The sequence below is a fragment of the Gordonia sp. (in: high G+C Gram-positive bacteria) genome, assembly GCF_052106715.1.
Taxonomy (GTDB): domain Bacteria; phylum Actinomycetota; class Actinomycetes; order Mycobacteriales; family Mycobacteriaceae; genus Gordonia.
In genome coordinates, this window is the sequence record NZ_JBQEDL010000021.1 from 22,498 (window position 1) to 40,721 (window position 18,224).

The window sequence follows — 18,224 nt, forward strand, 5'->3', positions numbered from 1 at the left end:
AGATCTCAACGGCAGCAAGGGCAGGGGCGCATGTGGGCACGGACATGAATCGTCGCCGATTCCTGATGGGCGCAGCGGCAGCGGCCGCTGCCGGTGTGGTCGGCGGCCGGGTACAGGCCGGTGCGTCGAACGCGGATCCGTTGCCGAATGTGACGGTGCCGGACGTGAAGTGGCCGACGATCTTCCATTCGCCGCCGATGGCGAAGTATGTCGACGACCTGACGGTGCCCAGCACCATCACATCCTCGCCGTCGGAGCCGATCGAGATCGTCGCGCGTACCACCGGTAACCGCTTCCATCGGGACCAGCCGCGAGTGCCGACGATGGCCTACAACGACGAGTCCTACCTCGGGCCGACCATCGAGGCGCACGTCGGCGAACAGACCACCGTCCACTACCGCAGCGAGCTCGGCAAGCACGTCTTCGCCGCGGATCTGGACATGTCCCTGCACGGAGTCACCGCGCGCTACCGTGACACCCCGGTCACGTCCATGCACCTTCACGGCGGCGCAACCCCGCCCGAGTTCGACGGCAATCCGGAACGGCTGATGCTGCCCCACCACGGCACCTCGATGTTCAAGTTCCCGAATCGGCAAGAGGCAGGCCACCTCTGGTACCACGACCACGCGATGGCGATCACGCGCGCCAACGTCTACGCAGGCCTGGCCGGGATGTACTTCCTGCGCGACGAGTTCGACACCGGTGCCCCGGTGAACCCGCTCGGCCTGCCGGCAGGAGATCACGAGATCCCGTTGATACTGCAGGAGAAGATCTTCCGCGACGACGGTCATCAATCGCTGCGTTCGACGCCGGTGGTCCCCGAAGGCCTGTGGGAGGGCGGAGCAGTCGGTGACCGCGGCGTGGTCAACGGCAAGGTCTGGCCCAAGCTGAAGGTCGATCGCGGCCTGTACCGTTTCCGGCTCATCAACGCGGCGTCGTACTCGGTGTGGAATCTGTTCTTCTCCAACCGGATGCGGTTCTGGGTGATCGGCAACGAGGGCGGTCTGCTCGACGCACCCGTGCGGACCCGCTCGATCAAGGCGGCGCCTGCGGAACGCTTCGACCTTCTCGTCGACTTCAGTTCGCTCGCCCCGGGCGAGGCCGTCGACCTGTGCAACGACCTGGCTCCGCCGTTCCAAGCGGCGGTCCTCGGTGAGGTCGCCATGCCGCGGTTCTGTCGGTTCGTCGCGGGCACGGGCCGCGGTGATCGACGCAGTGTGCCGACCAGGTTGCGCGGCGGCCGCGGCAGGCCCGCCGCGCTACCGCCGATCGCCAAGCCTGCGCGGGTGCGGACGGTCTCCGTCACCCAGCCCTACGAGCTGCGTGTCCCGCCCGCCATCATGTCGCTGAACAACCTGCGCTACGCGGACCCCCAGATCGAGAAGCCGAAGCAGGGTGTCACCGAACGCTGGGACATCGTCAACATCACGCCGGACCCGCACCCGATCCACTTGCACCTGGTGATGTTCCGGGTCCTGGGTCGGCGACCGCTGCGTACCGTCGACTATCAGGCCGCCCATCCGCAGCCGGCGATCGGTACGCGCTGGGCCCCGGACCCGAGCGGGTTCTACGCGGGGCCGATGCGCCCTCCGGCGTCCTGGGAATCCGGGTGGAAGGACACCGTGCGCGCTGTCGGCGGACACGTCACCTCGATCATCGTGCGCTTCCCGACGGCCGACGAACTCGGCTTCGACCCGGATGCGATCTTCTCCTCCGACCCCACCCAGTCGTGGACGCGACCGTCGGGTGGGCACGCAGTGGCGCGGCCCGGTCCGTCGATGCACGGTCACCACGCAGGAGCCACCCCGGCGCACGGCATGGCGACCCGGGACCTGCAGGGCTACGTCTGGCACTGTCACATCCTCGATCACGAGGATCACGACATGATGCTGCGGTACCGGGTGGTGCAGTGACGGCTCCAGCCGCAGCAGCCAAAGCCCTGGTCTCCGGAGTGGGGGAGTTCTTCACGCTGTGCGCCGACACGGCCCGTGCCTCGGTGCGCAGGCCGGTGCAGGTGGCCGAGTTCGGGTCGCAGTGCCTGGCCATCATCCGGGTCTCCCTGCTGCCGACCATCGTGATGGCGGTGCCGTTCACCGTGCTGGTCGTCTTCACCCTCAACTCGCTGCTCGGCGAGATCGGGGCCCGCGACCTGTCGGGTGCGGGAGCCGGATTCGGCGCGATCACCCAGATCGGTCCGCTGGTCACAGTGCTGGTGGTGGCCGGAACGGGAGCCACCGCGATTGCGGCCGACCTCGGCTCGCGCACCATCCGCGAAGAGATCGACGCGATGGACGTGCTCGGCATCGATCCGATCAACCGTCTCGTGGTGCCGAGGGTGGCCGCGTCCACCCTGGTGGCCTTCCTCCTGAACGCCGGGGTGTGTGCCATCGGCATTCTGGGCGGCTTCTTCTTCTCGGTCTTCGCCCAAGACGTGTCGCCCGGGTCGTACGCGTCGAGCCTCACCCTGCTCGTCGGCTCGGGTGAAGTGATCCTTTCGCAGGTCAAGGCCGCTCTCTTCGGCTGCGTGGCCGGGCTCATCGCCTGCTACCGCGGGTTGTCGGTGACGGGCGGTCCTAAGGCGGTCGGCAACGCGGTCAACGAAACCGTCGTCTACGCGTTCTCGGCGCTCTTCGTGCTGAATCTCGTGCTGACCGCAGTCGGTGTGGCAGTGGGGATCGGCGGATGACAATCATGCAGGCAGCTCCCGTCCGGCGGGCGCGGCGAGCGGTCCGGTCGCTCGACGAATTCGTCGTCGGCATGGGCCGCCTGTTCCGGTTCCTCGCCGCGGCGTCGGTGTCTGCGGTCCGGGCGGCCCGCCATTACGGAGCCGAGATGCTGCGGCTGGTGGCCGACATGAGCCTGGGCAGCGGTGCTCTCGCACTGATCGGCGGCACGGTGATGATCACCGGATTCCTTACCTTGTTCGCCGGGGCGACGGTGGCGGTGCAGGGGTACAGCACGCTCGGCAACATCGGCGTCGACGCGATGACCGGCTTCCTGTCCGCCTACGTCAACATCCGGGTCGTGGTGCCGGTGACCGCCGGCATCGGGCTGGCCGCCACCATCGGTGCGAGCACGACCGCCGAACTCGGCGCGATGCGCATCAGCGAGGAGATCGACGCTCTGGAAGTGATGGCGATCCGCGCGATGCCCTACCTGGTCGGCACCCGGCTGCTGGCAGGCATGATCACGATCGCGCCGATCTACGCGGTCGCGCTGATCTTCTCCTTCCTGTCGAGCCGGGTTGTCACCGTGAACGTGCTCGGCCAGTCGCCCGGCGTCTACGAGCACTACTTCTCTACGTTTCTCATCCCGTCCGACGTGCTCTGGTCGTTCCTGCAAGCCATCGTCATGGCGTTCCTGGTGATGCTGATCTGTACGTACTACGGCTATTACGCGAGCGGCGGCCCGGAAGGCGTCGGGGTGGCGACCGGCCGCGCGGTCCGCCTGTCGCTCATCGCCGTCGTGACCGTGACCCTCGTGATCGCGCTGGTGCTCTACGGCAGCGCCCGTGAACTGCGGTTGGCCGGGTGACGTCTATGACCGAGAACACGATTCACCGGGTGTGGGCGCTGGTGGCCGTCATCGTCCTGGCGCTCGGCGGCTGGGCCGTCGTCGGCGCCTACCGGGGCGATTTCCAGGACACCGTGACCGTGCGCGTGGCGGCCGAGCGTGCCGGACTCGCGCTGGAACCAGGCGCCATGGTCACCCGGCATGGGGTGCGCATCGGTGAAGTGAACTCGGTCGAGGTGGCTTCCGGCGGTGCGGAGATCGTCGTGGGGATCGAACCGGGTGCGGCCGCGGACATACCGGCCAACACCGAGGTGCAGATCCGCTCGTCCACGTTCTTCGGCGGCAAGACCGTCGATGTCGTGGATCCGCCCGAGCCCGTTGCAGGCAGTGTCGCCGACGGTGCCAGGATCGGCGCCGACTCCGTGTCGGTGGAGGTCAACACCGTCTTCGAATCACTCACCCGACTGCTCGGCGCGGTGGAACCGGACAAGCTCAACGAGGTGCTCGGGACACTGGCACATGCGCTGCGAGGGCAGGGAGCTGAACTCGGCGTCGGTCTCGACGACCTCGACACCGTGCTCGGCACGCTCACCGCGCGCATCCCGGAACTGAAGGACATCGCCGAGTCCGGGGCGGCCACCGCATCGATCTACGCGGGCGCCGCCGACGACCTGTTGACGACCCTGCGGAATCTGACCACGACGGCGACGACCATCACCGACAAGACCCCGCAGTTCGACGATCTGCTGGCCGGTGCGCTCGGTCTGGCCAACCGCGGCGACGCCGTCCTCGAACCGAACTCCGACGACCTGGTCAAGGCGATCGTGCTACTCGAACCGACCGCAGAACTGCTCAAGGAGTACAGCCCGATGCTGTCCTGCTTCATCAAAGGCGTCGACGTCGCCCGCACCGAAGCCGAGAAGGTCTCCGGCGGCAATGGCTCCACCATGCTCCTGAACTCGACGATCCTGATGGGCACCGAGGCGTACACGTACCCGAGGAGCCTGCCCAAGGTGGCGGCCACCGGCGGCCCCCGCTGTGGCGAACTGCCGCGCGTCCGACTGGACCAGGTCCCGACTCCGTACGTGGTGGCCGACACCGGAGCCAACCCGTTCGCCGACTCGAACGGCAGCCCGGCACTGGTCCCGCAGTCGATCCTGCAGTTCATGCTCGGCGGGAGCGGCCGATGATGAGCACCGCCCGCTGGCTCACGCTTGGCGCCTTCGTCACCGTGATGACGCTGATCCTGGCCGCTGTCCTCATGGTCTTCGGCAACGTGCGATTCGACGATCACGAGTACCACGCGCGATTCGCGGACGTCTCCGGGCTGGAGGCGAACCAGTTCGTACGCGTCGCGGGCGTCGAGGTCGGCAAGGTGACCGGCATCGAGATCAACGACGAGGACACCGTCACCGTCGATTTCACCATCGACGGCTCGTACACACCGACCGAGGCCACCGACGCCACGGTCCGCTATCTGAACCTGACCGGCGACCGCTACCTGGAGTTGCGCGACGGCGACGGCGCCCCGGAACCGCTACCTGCCGGAGGCACCATCGCCCTCGACCGGACGCAGCCCGCGCTGGACCTCGACTCGCTGCTCGGCAGCTTCAAACCGTTGCTGCGCGCAATCGAACCGGACCAGGTCAACCAGTTCAGCGCCGAACTGCTGAACGTCCTTCAAGGGCAGGGCTCGACGGTCGAGTCGTTGCTGAGCCGCACCGCGACCCTCACCCAGACGCTCGCCGACCGCGACGCGGTGATCGGTGACCTGATCACCAACCTGAACACCGTGCTCGGCACCGTCGCCGACCGGGACGACGAACTCGACTCGGCGATCGGATCGGCTTCGCTTCTCGCCGACCGGCTGGCGACCGACTCGAACGACTGGGGGCGCGCCCTGACCTCGGTGGACCGGGTGAGTGCGTCGCTCGGCGAGATGCTCACCGACACCCGTACGCCGATCGCGCAGACCATCACCGGGCTCAAGCGAACCACCGACCAGCTCAACGCGGGCGCCGACACCATCGACAGCGTGCTCTCGCGGCTACCGGACACCTACCAGGCGCTGACTCGCCTCGGCGCCTACGGGAACTTCTTCAACTACTACCTGTGCACGCTGCGCATCAAGCTCAACGGGTTGGGCGGCGACAACCTGATCCTCCCGGTCTTCGGGCAGGACACCGGGAGGTGCGAACCGAAATGATGCGCTATCAACGGCGGAACACTTTCCGCACCGGGGTGATCGGCCTGACCGTCGTGGTGCTCGTCGCAGCCGCGGCGACCAGCGTGCAGTCGCTCCCGTTCTTCGGAGACGGCCGCAACTTCACCGCCGAGGTCGCCGACGCGGCCGGACTGCGCGTCGGCGACGATGTGATGCAGTACGGCGTCACCGTCGGGCGAGTGTCGTCGATGGAACTCGACGGCGACCACGTCGACGTGGTGTTCGACGTCGACGATCAGGCCCGGCTCGGCTCGCGGACCTCGATGTCGATCTCCACCGCCACCGTCCTCGGCACCCGGGTCATCACGCTGGTATCGGACGGACCGGGGGAGTTGTCGCCCGGGTCGGTGATTCCGCGCGATCGCACCAGCGTCCCGTACGATCTGACCTCTGCACTCGGCGATCTGACGCACGCCGCCCAGGACATCGACACCGGGCAACTCGCTGACTCGCTGCGCGCGGTCAACGACGTGCTCGATCAGACCCCGGCCGAATTGGAGCCTGCGGTAACCGGTCTCGGGGCCATCTCGCGGACCGTCGCCGAACGAGACGAGCAGCTCCGCGCACTGCTGAAGAAAGCCGACCAAGTCAGCGGGGTGCTCGCCGACCGAAGCGAGGCCGTCGACGACCTGATCGGCGACGTCGACGTCATCCTGGGTGAACTCGTGGAACGACGACGCACCGTCGAGACGCTGTTCGCGAACGTCACCACGCTGTCACGGTCGTTGGAGAACGTGATCACCGACAACAAGGCCGCACTCGGTCCGGCGCTCGACAGTGCCAACCAGGCGCTCACCGTGCTCGGTCGCAACCGGCAGAACATCGGTAAGGCGATCGACTCCCTCGCTCCCTACATCACCGAACTCGGTGAAGCCGTGTCGTCCGGTCCGTTCTTCTCCTCGTACATCACCAACCTGTTGCCCGCGCAGATGATCGAACCCGCGCTGCGGACCGCGATGAACGAGGCAGGCATCCCCTATCCGATCAAGGGGGACAAGTGAATACCGTGAAGAATCCGAGTGCCAAGAAGTGGGGGTGGGCGTTCCTCGGGCTGCTGGTGGTGGCCGCGGCCGTCTTCTCCTACCTCCTCGTGCCGAAGGTGACCACCGACCGGCTGACGGTGATCTTCCCATCCGCGGCCGGGCTATACCCGGGCGACGACGTTCGGGTCCTCGGGATGCCAGTCGGATCCGTCGAATCGATCACGCCGCGCGCCGAGGACGTCGTGGTCGAGTTGCGGGTGGACCGCTCCCAGTCGATCCCGGCGAGCGCGCAGGCCGTCGTCCTCAACCAGAGCCTGGTCTCGGGACGCTTCGTCCAACTCACCCCGCCGTACACGGACGGACCTCGGCTCGGCGACGGCGCGACGATCCCGATCGAGCGGACGGCCGTGCCCGTCGAGTGGAACGAGATCGAGCAGCAACTACTCGACGTGTCCGAACAGCTGAAACCGTCGGCCGACGAGGTCAGCGGACCCCTCGGCGACACGGTGAGCTCGGCCGCCAAGAACCTGTCCGGACAGGGCGAGACCCTGCACGACACACTGTCGTCCCTGTCTGCGGCGCTGCGTACCGTGTCCGACGGCCGCACCGATCTGTTCAGCACAGTCAAGAACCTGCAAGTCTTCGTGAGTGCCCTCGCCGACAGCGACGCGCAGATCGTGTCCTTCAACAAACGGATGGTGTCGGTGACGAGCATCCTCGATGCGAACCGGGACGACATCGCCGGGGCGATGGACAGTCTGGATTCCTCCCTCGGGCAGGTTCGGACGTTCATCGCCGACAACCGCGGCGGGATGACCGATGCCCTCACCCGGCTCGGCGACGTCACCGAGACCCTCGCCGCGCACCGAGACAACATCGCGCAGGTCCTGCACACCGCCCCGACGGCACTGGCGAACCTGAACAACATCTATCAACCGGCGCAGAACTCGGTCGTCTCGGCGCTCGCGATGAGCAACTTCGCGAATCCGGTGCAGTTCATCTGCTCGTCGATCGCCGCAGCCGAGGCGACGACCGCCGAGCGCGGCGCGAAACTGTGTGTGAAATACCTCGGCCCGCTGCTTCGGCTCCTCACCATGGACTATCCGCCCCTGTCGAGCAATCCGACCCGTGGCGTGGGCGCCAAACCGGACCAGCTGGTCTACTCCGGTGTCACACCGCCGTCCGGGCAGAAGGGCTCCGGTCACCGACCGACCTCGGTCAAACAGATGCTCGTGCCGGGAGGCGGGCGATGACCGGGCGGCTCAGACGGGGTGCGCCGGCGGCGCTGCTGATCGTGGCGACCGTCGTCGCGCTGTCGGGGTGCAGTTGGCGCGGACTCAACTCGCTGCCGTTGCCCGGCACCCACGGCCGCGGCGACGGGGCGTGGACAGTGCAGATCGAGATGCCGGACGTGACGACCATCGACCGGAACTCCGAGGTCCTGGTGGACGACATCGCCGTCGGCCGAGTCAGCGACCTCGCGCTGCGCGAGGGCCACGCCGTGGTCACCGTCAGTCTCGACGACGGCGTCGCGTTGCCCGCCAACACCGTCGCGAAGATCGGTCAGACCACACTGCTCGGGTCGGCGCACCTGGAACTGGCCGCCCCCGACACCGGTGCGGTTGGCCGGCTGCGAGACGGCGACCAGATCCCGATCGACGACGCCGGAGCCTATCCGACCACCGAACAGACCCTCGCCTCGGTGGCCCTGGTTCTCGGCGGCGGCGGGCTCGACCAGGTGCGCACCATCAGTACCGAACTCAACGCCGCACTCGGCGGTCGGACCGACGCCGCCCGGCGGGTCCTGACCGGACTGAACCGGTTGCTCGGCGGCCTCAACGAGCAGATCGACTCGATCACCGACGCCATCGACTCGCTCGAGGATCTCTCGTCGCGCCTCGCCGCGCAGCACGAACGGATCGGCGAGGCGATCGATGCGCTCGCCCCTGCGCTCGACGCCGTCGCCGACCGTCGCGGTCAGCTCTCGCAGACGCTGATCAGACTGGGCCACTTCTCCGACACCGCGCACGGCATCGTCAAGGCGTCGGGCGACGAGATGCGCACCGACCTCAAAGCGCTGCCTCCGATTCTGAAGGGACTCGCCGACTCGGGGAAGTCGCTCACCGAGTCGTCGCGATATCTGCTGACCTACCCGTTCCCGATCGACGTTGCGCAGAACGTCGTCCGGGGCGACTACGCGAACGGTCAGGTGACCCTGGATCTGCGGCTGGCGACCCTCGACAAGGCTCTGTTGATCGGCACCCCGCTTGAGGGAATGCTGTCGGGTCTGGAAGGGGTGCTCGGAAAGGCGGCTCCAGCGACGGCGAGTAGACGCGGCGACGCCCCGCCGCTCAAAGACCTGCTGAACCCGGGACGGCGGCCCCGATGAATCTACGACGTTCCACCGTGATCCGGCTGATCGTCTTCGCGGCCGTCGCCGTACTCGCGCTCGGCGTCGTGGCCGTTCAGTACGCGCAACTGCCGCAGCAGGCCGGACTGGACCGCTACACGGTCGCCGTCGAGATGGACGACGCGGGCGGTCTGTACCCGAATGCGAACGTCACCTACCGCGGCATCACCGTCGGCCGCGTCGTCGGAGTGGCGAGCACGAGGACCGGGGCCAACGCGGAACTGTCGATGCACTCCGGGACGTCGGTCCCGGCCGACGTCGACGTGCACGTGAAGCCGATGTCCGCGGTCGGCGAGATGTACATCGACCTCGTACCCCGGCGCGACGGCGGGGGCGACCTGCACGAGGGCTCCCAGATCGACGCCGACCGGGTGACGGTGTCCGTCGACGCCGGTCGCGTGCTGGGCTCGGTGAACGAACTGCTCTCGTCGGTCCCACGCGCGGACCTGACCACCGTGATCGACGAGAGCTTCACTGCATTGAAAGGGCAGGGTGTCGCGTTGCGCACTCTGATCGGTTCGGTCACGAAGATCCTCGGCGAAGCCCGCGCGGCAGACGATCCGACCGGCAGGCTGATCGACGAACTCGGGCCGCTGCTGCACACCCAGGAGGTGTCGGGCGCCGCGATCACGGCCTGGGCAGGCTCGCTCGCGCGGATCACCGGCACCGTCGCTGACTCCGACGCCGATCTGCGCGGGGTGCTCGATCAGGCCGGACCTGCCGCGCGGGAGGCGACCGCTGTCTTCAACGACTTCGAACCGATCCTGCCGATGCTGCTGTCGAATCTGGTGACCGTCGAGCAGGTCGGCGCGGTCTACAACCCGGCGCTCGAACAGATCCTGGTGCTGTTCCCGCCGTTGATCGCGGCGTCACAGGGAGCCGGGATCGTCAACGCCGACGATCCGGGGCAGAACACCTTCTTCGCCATGGAACTCAACGATCCGCCGCCCTGCATCGAAGGCTTCCTTCCGGCGTCGCAGCGTAGATCACCGACCGACCTGAGTCCCGCGCCTGCGCCGAAAGACCTGTACTGCAAGGTGGATCCGGACGATCCGCGGTCGGTGCGCGGAGCGCGCAACCTGCCGTGCATCGAATACCCGGGCTATCGAGCGGCGACCGTACAGCTGTGCCGGAAGAAGGCAGGCGCCGCCGAGCCCCGGACGGCTTCGCGGGCCTCGGGCGAGCCCACGGCGAAGCGGAGAACGGCGCGCACCGGGCGCACCGCGAAGATGACCGGGTACGACTCGACCCGCGGGGAGTATCTGGGCGCCGACGGCGTCACCTACAAGGTGGCCGGACTGGCCGGAGAAGGGCGGGGCGAACCGCCGACGCTGCGGGCGATGCTGACCGGACGATGACAGTCTGATGGGAAAAGGACGATCTGACACGAAAGCACTTCGCATCCCACCCGCGGCTGTTAGCGTCCGTCTCGACATACCGGGGACCTGGAGGCAACGGACGAGATGACGCGCGTCAAACGAACAGTGATAGCCGTATCGGCGTTGATGGCCGCGGCGGTGCTGCTGGTGCCGGGAGCCGCGAACGCTGCGCCGAAGCTGCCGGAGAACTACAACTTCTTCGGAGGCATCCCGCACGAACTGTCTCACCCCAACGGATCACTGCCGGGCTCGAACGACTTCGACTGCGAACCGACCGAGCGCCACCCGAATCCGGTGGTGCTCGTCCATGGCACCGGCGGCGGTGCACAGACCAACTGGGGAGCGTATGTACCGATGCTCAAGAACGCCGGATTCTGCGTCTTCGCGCTCACGTACGGCTCGTACCCCGGTGCTCCGTGGCCGCTGAATCAGATCGGCGGAACCCAGCCACTGGAGAAGAGTGCCGCGCAGTTGAAGGTCTTCGTCGACAAGGTTCGCAAGGCCACGAGCGCCGAGAAGGTCGACGTCGTCGGTCATTCGCAGGGCACGATCGTGCCTTCCTACTACGCGAAGTTCCTCGGCGGCCGCGACAAGATCGACAAGTACGTGTCGGTGGCCCCGCTGTGGCGAGGAACGTACGGATTCGTGGGCAACCTGATTCTGCCGGTCGCGAAGCGGTTGGGGATCGGGGAGAAGAACGTGACTCCGATCTTCAGCTCGCTCGGTCAGATGCTTGGCGGTTCGCAGTTCATCAAGAGGTTGTGGGCAGACGGCGGACCGTATCTGCCGGGCATCGACTACACCAATATCTCGACTCGCTATGACGAGGCGGTGGTGCCGTACACCAGCGGTCAGGTCCCGGGTGGGCCGGGTCGGAGCGTGAAGAACATCGTCGTCCAAGACGGTTGCGCTCAGGACTACTCCGAGCATGCCGGTATCGCCGGTTCCAAGCGGGCCGCCTACTTCGTGTACAACGCGCTCGATCCCGAGCACCCGCGGACCGTTCCCTGCCGGTTCGCGGCGCCGTTCACCGGCTGATCAGATCGGCTTGAAGGCTTCGATGAGCCAGCGATCGTCCTGACGGACCAGACCGACGCGGACGGCGGTCGCCGTGGTGGTCGGCTTGTCGTTCTGCTGTTGTGACTCGACCTGCTGGGTGACGAAGACCAGAGCCTCGGCGTCGTCCTTCTCAATGCTGATCAGCGAGACGCCGGAGATGTTGACCGACGAACTCAAGCCGCGGTCCCGGGCGGCAGGCAGCACATCGGTGCGAGCCAGTGACCGGTACTCGTCGGCGAAGGCGCCGGTCAACAGTCGCTGGGTCGCGTCGACGTCGGCCTGCGCGGTGTCGGCGTGGTACGTCAGGATCGCGGTCGCCCCGGTACGGGCAGCGGCCAGCGCCGCGGGTCGGGCGTCGTTCACCTGCTCGCTGCCGCGGTGCTCGATCCAGAAGAACAGACTCACACCGGCCAGCACGACGATCACCGTCGCGGCCACTGACCAGAGCGCCGGGCGCAGCCACCGGCGCTCGGCCGCGGGAGAGTCGGGTGTCTGCTCCTCATCCGTCACCCCGATGTCGTCGTCGGCAGGTTCGTCGGCAGCACGCTCGTCGGTAGCCGCTTCGTCGAGATCCGGCTCTTCGGCGTCTGGCTGGCCTGCTGTGTCGGTCATACCGCGAAGTCCACCTTCTCGATCAGGATCCGGTCGTCGTCGCCGTGCTGCAGATGCACTCGGAGCCGCCACACCCGCGGTTCTTCCTGAGCGCCGGAGCCGTTGGTGACCAGTGACGTCGCCGAGACGAGGAGGCTCGCCGCGTGCTCGTCCGAGGTCTCGATGCCGACTGCGTTGACGGTGCCCTTGCTCGTAACCTTCATCTGTTTGACGACGTCGATGAAGTCCTTCGATCGGCCTGCGAAGTCGGCGCGGAACTCGCCGGTCGAGCCTTCCAGGATCCGATCCACATCGCTGTCGGCGCGGTCGGCGCTCACCGAGATCACGTTGAGGACGCCCCGGCGTGCGGCGTCGACGTACTGGGCGTCGAGCTGATCGCGGTCACGATCGCCGACGTACCAGCTCGCGGTGAATCCGGTGACGACGGCCAGCGCCACGACCACGGCTCCGACCACGATCCCGGTGATCAGGCCGAGTCGCTCGTCCGGGCGCCTCGGCTCTCCCCGTTCTATCGAGTCTGGGTCTGCCTCATCAGCAGTCATGGCTGTCTCGTCACTGCTCGTCATCTGCCCTCATCGTGAATCGCCTTCTCGATGGCTAGAACCGTACCATACGGTATGGTACCGTCTCGGTCTGTGACCTGAGCCTCATCGGAGGCGTCAGTGAAAGGAGACTCTTTTGTCCTCTGCACGAGCAGTGTCGACGCCGACGGTCGACCACTTCCAACGCATCCCCTTCTCGCCGGCCACCGACGGTCGAGTCGAGTCCCATTCCGGTCTGACCCGGCACTATCCGACCCTGCACGGCAACCTGGTGGCGCTGCCGGACTACTCCACCCGGGTCGGATTGGTGATGTGTCACCCGGCGTCGAACTTCCTGAGCCACTTCCTTTTACGAGGATTCGCTGAAGCAGGCCTGCCGATCATGGGCGTCAACACCCGGTACTCGACCAACGAACCGGCGTTGATCATGGAACGGGCGGCCGCGGATCTGGGATGCGCCGTGCGCTGGATGCGGGAAGAACTCGGCTTCGAGAAGGTGGTACTGCTCGGCTTCAGCGGCGGAGGATCACTGTCGGCCTTCTACCAGAGCCAGGCGCTGAACCCGACCATCACTCAGACTCCGGCGGGTGACCCGGAGGACCTGACCGGGATGGTTCCGGCCGACGGTCTGGCCTTCGTCGGCGCGCACCCCGGTCGTGCGCGAGTCCTGCGGAACTGGATCGATGCCTCCGTCGTCGACGAGACCGATCCGTACGCGACCGACGGGGCGATCGACCTCTACGCCCCGGACCGCGCCCTGCCGTTGGATCGGGAGTGGGTGCAGACCTACCGGGACGCGCAACTCGCCCGAATCCGACGCATCGACGCCTGGGCGCTGGAGCAACTCGACGAACTGGAACGTCGCGGCGCGGCCGACCGGGCCTTCGTCATCCACCGCACCGTCGCCGACCCCCGCTACCTGGACATGACCCTGGATCCGAGCGACCGGAAGCCGGGCAGCATGTACGGCGATCCGCAGACCGCGAACCTGGCGGCGGGCGGCTTGGCACGCTTCTCCACCGTGCGGGCATGGCTGAGCACGTGGAGCTACGACCTCACGAACGCCGACGCCGTGCGCAACCTCTCCTCCGTGGACACTCCGACCCTCGTCGCGGCGCTGCGCGCCGACCAGGCGGCATTCGTCAGCGACTCGGAGGCGATGTACGAGGCCAGCGCCGACCCGGATGTGGAGTACATCGGCCTGAACGACCTGAGCCACTACTGCGTCGATCAGCCCGACGGCGTCCCCCGGATCGTCGACACGGTCACCGGATGGATGAGACGGCGCGGCCTGCTCAAGGACCCGGCCGGGCACGAACAGGAGGCGACGGCGTGACCGTTCCGAGCGAGACGACCACACGGTACGACGATCAGGTCGCGACCGGCCGAGCCGAGCCCACGGCGTTCCCGTACCGGGCGACCATGTCCCGCCCGATGATCCGTCGTGCGCGGAAGGCCGCCAAGCGACTGACCGGCGCCGACATCTTCCCGACCACGCAGCAGATCGAAGCCTTCGCCGGCGACATGTACGCGGGCGATCCGGTAGCCGAGCGCTTCGTCGACGAAGTCCTCTACGGCGAGATCGGCATGGTGCAGGGGCGCGCGATGCTCAAACGCGCCCTCGCCGACGGCCTCGACAGCATCGAGAACCCGCCGCCGTCGATGGTGGAGCTGTTCGCCGAATTCGAGCAGATCCCCGAGTGGGTGGACCCGGCCACGGTCGAAGCCGGTGCCCGTATCTGGCGCCGGTGGGGAACGTTCCTGTTCAGCGTGGCCGGGGGCGAGACACTCGAGATGTACACCGAGGCCGCGGTGGCGACACCGCTGTCGTTGGCTGGCGGGTACGCGGGTGACAACGCACTGCGCCGTTTCCTGGAGACGTCGCGGTTCTGGATCGACGTCTCCGAGCCGGGCGGTCTGCTGACGCAGGGTAGCAAGGGCCGCGCGACCGCGATGCTGGTACGCGTCATGCACGTCTCGGTGCGCCGTCGGGTCGCCGATCATCCCGAATGGCATTCGGAGAAATGGGGCCTGCCGATCAGTCAGGCCTACATGTTGCTGACGCTGCTCGGCGGCAGTGTGGTGCCGGGATTGGCGCTGTGGATCCTCGGAGTGCAGACCACGCGCAAGGAAATCTACGATCTGATCCACTTCCAGCGGTACATGGGCCACATCGTCGGGGTGCGCAACACCTGGTACCCGGAGACCATCGCCGACAGTCTGCGTCTGCTGGCCATCGTCGGCACCGCTCGCAGCTACGACGCGGGGGCGGGCGGCGTCGAGCTCATCGAGTCCTTCCCGCGGGCCTTCGCCCCGCGTGGCGATCACACCGGGCTCCAGCGACTGCGCGAACGCTACAACGCGGCGATGTACGCGACGTATGCGCGGCTGTTCATGTTCCCGCAGACCTACGCCAAGCATGACATGCCGAGTGCGCTGCCCGGTCTGGCCTGGGTGGCCGTGCGCTTCCCGGCGGTCGCCGTCGTCGAGACACTGCGTCGCATCCCGCCGCTGGGGCGTGTGCACGAGAAGGTCATGCGGCGGCATCGAGAGAACTGGTACCGCGCCCAGATGTCCGACCGAGAAGCCGAATTCGACGCGTCCGGCGCGCTGCGCCGATGACCGACCACTACCGAAAGGGCTTGGCATGACGACAGGGCCTGGCATGACACAGTATCTCCGCGGATTCGGCAACGAGCATTCCTCCGAGGCAGTCGCGGGTGCGCTGCCGCCGCTGCAGAATTCGCCGCAACGTCCGCCCTACGGGCTGTACGCCGAGCAGATCTCCGGCACCGCGTTCACCGAACCGCGCGCACACAACCGGCGCACCTGGTGCTACCGCATCCGGCCGACGGCGGGTCACCCGCCGCTCGCCCGCATCGATGACGGCGCCATGGCGTCCGCGCCGCTGCCCGGCGAGCCCGTGCCCAACCGTCTGCGGTGGAACCCCCTGCCGCCCCGCCCGTCCGGCACTGATTTCATCGACGGCCTGTACACCGTCGCGGGTAACGGCGACGTGCTCGCCCGCACCGGCATCGGGGTGCACCTCTACTCGGCGACGGCGTCCATGGGGCGCCGGTACTTCCAGAACAGCGACGGCGAGATGCTGATCGTGCCGCAGTCCGGGCCGATCCGAGTGCGGACCGAGCTGGGCGTCGTCGACGCCGCCCCCGGCGAGATCGTATTGATCTCCCGCAGCATCAAGTTCGCCGTCGACCTGCGCGGCGGCGAGTCCGCTGGCTACGTCTGCGAGAACTACGGGGCGCCGTTCGAGCTGCCGGAGCTGGGGCCGATCGGCGCCAACGGCCTCGCACACGCCCGGCACTTCCGGCACCCGGCGGCCGCATACGAACAGGGGGTCGGCGAGGTGCAGTTGGTGCACAAGTTCGGCGGGCATCTCTGGGCGTGCACGCTGCCGGACTCGCCGCTCGACGTCGTCGCCTGGCACGGCAGCCACGGCGTGTACGTCTACGACCTGGCCGAGTTCAACGTCTTCGGCACCACCAACTGGGACCATGCCGATCCGTCGATCCACACCGTCCTGACGTCGCCGACGCCGATACCGGGCCAGGCGAACGTCGATTTCTGCGCCTTCGGCCCGCGGTGGCTGGTCGGCGAGCACACATTCCGTCCGCCGCACTTCCACCGGAACGTCATGACCGAGTTCATGGGTCTGATCTACGGCGCACACGACTCCAAAGCCGAGGGATTCGTACCGGGCGGAGCGAGTCTGCACAACATGTTCGCCGCACACGGTCCGGACCTGACGACGCACTCCCTCGGCACCGAAGCCGAACTGACTCCGCAGAAGTTCGACAACTCGATCGCGTTCATGTTCGAGACGCGACTGCCGCTGACAGTCACCGAGCAGGCTATGTCGGGCGATCACCGGCAGCAGGACTACGACTCGGCGTGGGATGGTCTCGCCCCACGTTTCACCCCACCAACCAGCACTCCTGAAGGAGACGACCGATGACCGATACTGCAGCGAATGCAACGGCTCGTTTCGAACCGACGATCCCCGACGTCAGCCTGCGGATCGGCGATTCTCGTCGCGCGGCCTCGGGTGGGGCGACCTACGTTTCCGCCAACCCGGCCGACGAGAGCGTCGTCGCCGAACTCCCCGCAGGCACCGACGCCGACGTCGATGCAGCCGTGGCCGCCGCCCGCGAGACGTTCGAGTCCGGAGTCTGGTCCGAACTGCCAGGCGCCGAACGCGGACGCATCCTCTCGCGTGCCGCCGACCTGATCGAGGCCGACGCGGAGAACCTCGCAGCGCTCGAGTCGGTGGAGATGGGCAAACTGTTCGTCGACAGCGTCAACGGCGACATCCCAGCAACCGCAGGTACATTCCGGCACTTCGCCGGTTGGGCGGACAAGATCGTCGGCCAGACCTCCGCTCTCCCCAGTTACGGTCCGCAACAGCGGTTCGGCTACACCCTGAGGCAGCCGCTCGGCGTCGTCGGCGCCATCACCCCGTGGAACAACCCGGCGGTGATCGCCGGCTGGAAACTCGCTCCGGCGCTCGCTGCGGGCAACACGGCCGTCATCAAACCCGCCGAGGACGCGTCGCTCTCGACCATCCGTCTCGCGCAACTGCTCGTCGAGGCCGGCCTGCCCGAAGGCGTGCTCAACGTGGTGACCGGGCTCGGTGAGGAGGCCGGTGCGGCGCTCGCCCGTCACGAGGGCATCGACAAGATCAGCTTCACCGGTAGCGCGCGCGTCGGACGAACCATCGAGCCGCGGGCTGGAGACAAGTTCCGCAAGATGACCCTCGAACTCGGCGGCAAGTCTCCGCAACTCGTCTTCGCCGACGCCGACCTCGAGCAGTCCATGCCGTGGATCGCGATGGGCAACTTCTATCACCAGGGACAGGTCTGTGCGGCGGGCACTCGGGTGCTCGTCCACGAGTCGCGTGTCGACGAAGTGATCGATGGCCTCGTCACCGCTGCCCAGGCCGCCGTCATCGGCGACCCCCGCGACGCGTCGAGCACCATGGGCACCATCGTCAACCGCACACAACTCGACACCATCGAGCGCTACATCGGTCTCGGCACGAGCGAGAACGCCGAACTGGTCACCGGCGGGAAGGTATTGGACCGTCCGGGCTACTTCGTCGAGCCCACCGTGTTCCGCGGACACAACGACCTGACGATCGCCCGCGAAGAGATCTTCGGCCCCGTAGCAACCGTCATTGCGTTCTCCACCACCGACGAAGCGGTGCAGATCGCCAACGACACCAAGTACGGCCTCAACGCGATGATCCACACCAGCAGTCTGTCCACCGCGCACTCGGTGATTCCCCGTCTTCGCGTCGGCATGGTGTGGGTCAACGGCTGGGGCGTCCCCGAACCCGGTCTGCCCTGGGGCGGCCGCGAAGCCAGCGGCTACGGGCGCGAACTGGGGCAGTCTGGTATCCATGCCAACACTGAAGAGAAGACGGTCCACCTTGGGTTCTGAAATTGGGGGTTCTGAAATTGGGGGCTCTAAGAATGGGGGCTC

At 67.3% G+C, this 18,224-nt stretch carries 16 protein-coding genes; 14 read left to right on the forward strand and 2 right to left on the reverse strand.

The window, feature by feature from the left end; translation table 11 throughout:
* The first annotated feature begins 44 nt into the window (after nt 1–44).
* From ACTIMF_RS11915 to ACTIMF_RS11960, 10 genes are all read left to right on the forward strand, one after another.
* A complete protein-coding gene (locus ACTIMF_RS11915; RefSeq protein ID WP_442350507.1) occupies nt 45–1,913 on the forward strand; it encodes a multicopper oxidase family protein in 1,869 nt (622 codons plus the stop codon).
* Nucleotides 1,910–2,686 carry an MlaE family ABC transporter permease gene (locus ACTIMF_RS11920; protein ID WP_442350508.1) on the forward strand — a complete coding sequence of 259 codons (777 nt, stop codon included), beginning with the start codon at nt 1,910–1,912 and terminating at the stop codon, nt 2,684–2,686. The genes ACTIMF_RS11915 and ACTIMF_RS11920 overlap by 4 nt, the downstream gene beginning before the upstream one ends.
* Entirely contained in the window at nt 2,683–3,534 is an 852-nt protein-coding gene (locus ACTIMF_RS11925; RefSeq protein ID WP_442350509.1) for an ABC transporter permease, read from the forward strand. The genes ACTIMF_RS11920 and ACTIMF_RS11925 overlap by 4 nt, the downstream gene beginning before the upstream one ends.
* A gap of 5 nt (nt 3,535–3,539) precedes the next feature.
* Entirely contained in the window at nt 3,540–4,703 is a 1,164-nt protein-coding gene (locus tag ACTIMF_RS11930; RefSeq protein ID WP_442350510.1) for an MCE family protein, read from the forward strand.
* On the forward strand, nt 4,703–5,719 hold the full coding sequence (locus tag ACTIMF_RS11935; RefSeq protein ID WP_442350511.1) for an MCE family protein: 1,017 nt from the start codon (nt 4,703–4,705) through the stop codon (nt 5,717–5,719). The genes ACTIMF_RS11930 and ACTIMF_RS11935 overlap by 1 nt, the downstream gene beginning before the upstream one ends.
* Nucleotides 5,716–6,738, forward strand: a complete 1,023-nt coding sequence (locus ACTIMF_RS11940; RefSeq protein WP_442350512.1) for an MCE family protein — start codon at nt 5,716–5,718, stop codon at nt 6,736–6,738. Before ACTIMF_RS11935 ends, ACTIMF_RS11940 begins: the two co-directional genes overlap by 4 nt.
* Before the next feature lie 5 nt (nt 6,739–6,743).
* Nucleotides 6,744–7,973, forward strand: a complete 1,230-nt coding sequence (locus ACTIMF_RS11945; RefSeq protein ID WP_442350513.1) for an MCE family protein — start codon at nt 6,744–6,746, stop codon at nt 7,971–7,973.
* Entirely contained in the window at nt 7,970–9,109 is a 1,140-nt protein-coding gene (locus tag ACTIMF_RS11950; RefSeq protein ID WP_442350514.1) for an MCE family protein, read from the forward strand. The genes ACTIMF_RS11945 and ACTIMF_RS11950 overlap by 4 nt, the downstream gene beginning before the upstream one ends.
* Complete coding sequence (locus ACTIMF_RS11955) at nt 9,106–10,488, forward strand: MCE family protein (protein ID WP_442350515.1); 1,383 nt, start codon at nt 9,106–9,108, stop codon at nt 10,486–10,488. The genes ACTIMF_RS11950 and ACTIMF_RS11955 overlap by 4 nt, the downstream gene beginning before the upstream one ends.
* A gap of 105 nt (nt 10,489–10,593) precedes the next feature.
* On the forward strand, nt 10,594–11,547 hold the full coding sequence (locus ACTIMF_RS11960) for an esterase/lipase family protein (protein WP_442350516.1): 954 nt from the start codon (nt 10,594–10,596) through the stop codon (nt 11,545–11,547).
* Here ACTIMF_RS11960 and ACTIMF_RS11965 read toward each other — a convergent pair whose 3' ends face one another.
* Together ACTIMF_RS11965 and ACTIMF_RS11970 are read right to left on the reverse strand one after the other, a co-directional pair.
* Nucleotides 11,548–12,180, reverse strand: coding sequence for a hypothetical protein (locus tag ACTIMF_RS11965; protein ID WP_442350517.1), 633 nt, complete (start codon nt 12,178–12,180; stop codon nt 11,548–11,550).
* On the reverse strand, nt 12,177–12,722 hold the full coding sequence (locus ACTIMF_RS11970) for a hypothetical protein (RefSeq protein WP_442350518.1): 546 nt from the start codon (nt 12,720–12,722) through the stop codon (nt 12,177–12,179). The genes ACTIMF_RS11965 and ACTIMF_RS11970 overlap by 4 nt, the downstream gene beginning before the upstream one ends.
* 136 nt (nt 12,723–12,858) lie before the next feature.
* Between ACTIMF_RS11970 and ACTIMF_RS11975 the strand changes: the two genes are divergently transcribed.
* The 4 genes from ACTIMF_RS11975 (at nt 12,859) to ACTIMF_RS11990 (ending at nt 18,182) form a co-directional block, all read left to right on the forward strand.
* A complete protein-coding gene (locus ACTIMF_RS11975; protein WP_442350519.1) occupies nt 12,859–14,058 on the forward strand; it encodes an alpha/beta hydrolase in 1,200 nt (399 codons plus the stop codon).
* A gap of 86 nt (nt 14,059–14,144) precedes the next feature.
* Nucleotides 14,145–15,344, forward strand: coding sequence for an oxygenase MpaB family protein (locus tag ACTIMF_RS11980; protein ID WP_442350554.1), 1,200 nt, complete (start codon nt 14,145–14,147; stop codon nt 15,342–15,344).
* A 25-nt stretch (nt 15,345–15,369) separates the two neighbouring features.
* Nucleotides 15,370–16,698, forward strand: a complete 1,329-nt coding sequence (hmgA, locus tag ACTIMF_RS11985; protein WP_442350520.1) for a homogentisate 1,2-dioxygenase — start codon at nt 15,370–15,372, stop codon at nt 16,696–16,698.
* On the forward strand, nt 16,695–18,182 hold the full coding sequence (locus tag ACTIMF_RS11990) for an aldehyde dehydrogenase family protein (protein WP_442350521.1): 1,488 nt from the start codon (nt 16,695–16,697) through the stop codon (nt 18,180–18,182). The genes hmgA and ACTIMF_RS11990 overlap by 4 nt, the downstream gene beginning before the upstream one ends.
* Nucleotides 18,183–18,224 lie beyond the last annotated feature (42 nt).

Excerpts from the sequence above, each read along its gene's own strand:
- ACTIMF_RS11940 (WP_442350512.1), top strand. The coding sequence starts at position 5,716 with ATGATGCGCTATCAACGGCGGAACACTTTCCGCACCGGGGTGATCGGC.
- ACTIMF_RS11950 (WP_442350514.1), top strand. The coding sequence starts at position 7,970 with ATGACCGGGCGGCTCAGACGGGGTGCGCCGGCGGCGCTGCTGATCGTG.
- ACTIMF_RS11970 (WP_442350518.1), bottom strand. The coding sequence starts at position 12,722 with ATGACTGCTGATGAGGCAGACCCAGACTCGATAGAACGGGGAGAGCCG.
- ACTIMF_RS11935 (WP_442350511.1), top strand. The coding sequence starts at position 4,703 with ATGAGCACCGCCCGCTGGCTCACGCTTGGCGCCTTCGTCACCGTGATG.
- ACTIMF_RS11980 (WP_442350554.1), top strand. The coding sequence starts at position 14,145 with ATGTCCCGCCCGATGATCCGTCGTGCGCGGAAGGCCGCCAAGCGACTG.
- ACTIMF_RS11955 (WP_442350515.1), top strand. The coding sequence starts at position 9,106 with ATGAATCTACGACGTTCCACCGTGATCCGGCTGATCGTCTTCGCGGCC.
- ACTIMF_RS11990 (WP_442350521.1), top strand. The coding sequence starts at position 16,695 with ATGACCGATACTGCAGCGAATGCAACGGCTCGTTTCGAACCGACGATC.
- ACTIMF_RS11965 (WP_442350517.1), bottom strand. The coding sequence starts at position 12,180 with ATGACCGACACAGCAGGCCAGCCAGACGCCGAAGAGCCGGATCTCGAC.
- ACTIMF_RS11930 (WP_442350510.1), top strand. The coding sequence starts at position 3,540 with ATGACCGAGAACACGATTCACCGGGTGTGGGCGCTGGTGGCCGTCATC.
- hmgA (WP_442350520.1), top strand. The coding sequence starts at position 15,370 with ATGACGACAGGGCCTGGCATGACACAGTATCTCCGCGGATTCGGCAAC.
- ACTIMF_RS11960 (WP_442350516.1), top strand. The coding sequence starts at position 10,594 with ATGACGCGCGTCAAACGAACAGTGATAGCCGTATCGGCGTTGATGGCC.
- ACTIMF_RS11925 (WP_442350509.1), top strand. The coding sequence starts at position 2,683 with ATGACAATCATGCAGGCAGCTCCCGTCCGGCGGGCGCGGCGAGCGGTC.
- ACTIMF_RS11915 (WP_442350507.1), top strand. The coding sequence starts at position 45 with ATGAATCGTCGCCGATTCCTGATGGGCGCAGCGGCAGCGGCCGCTGCC.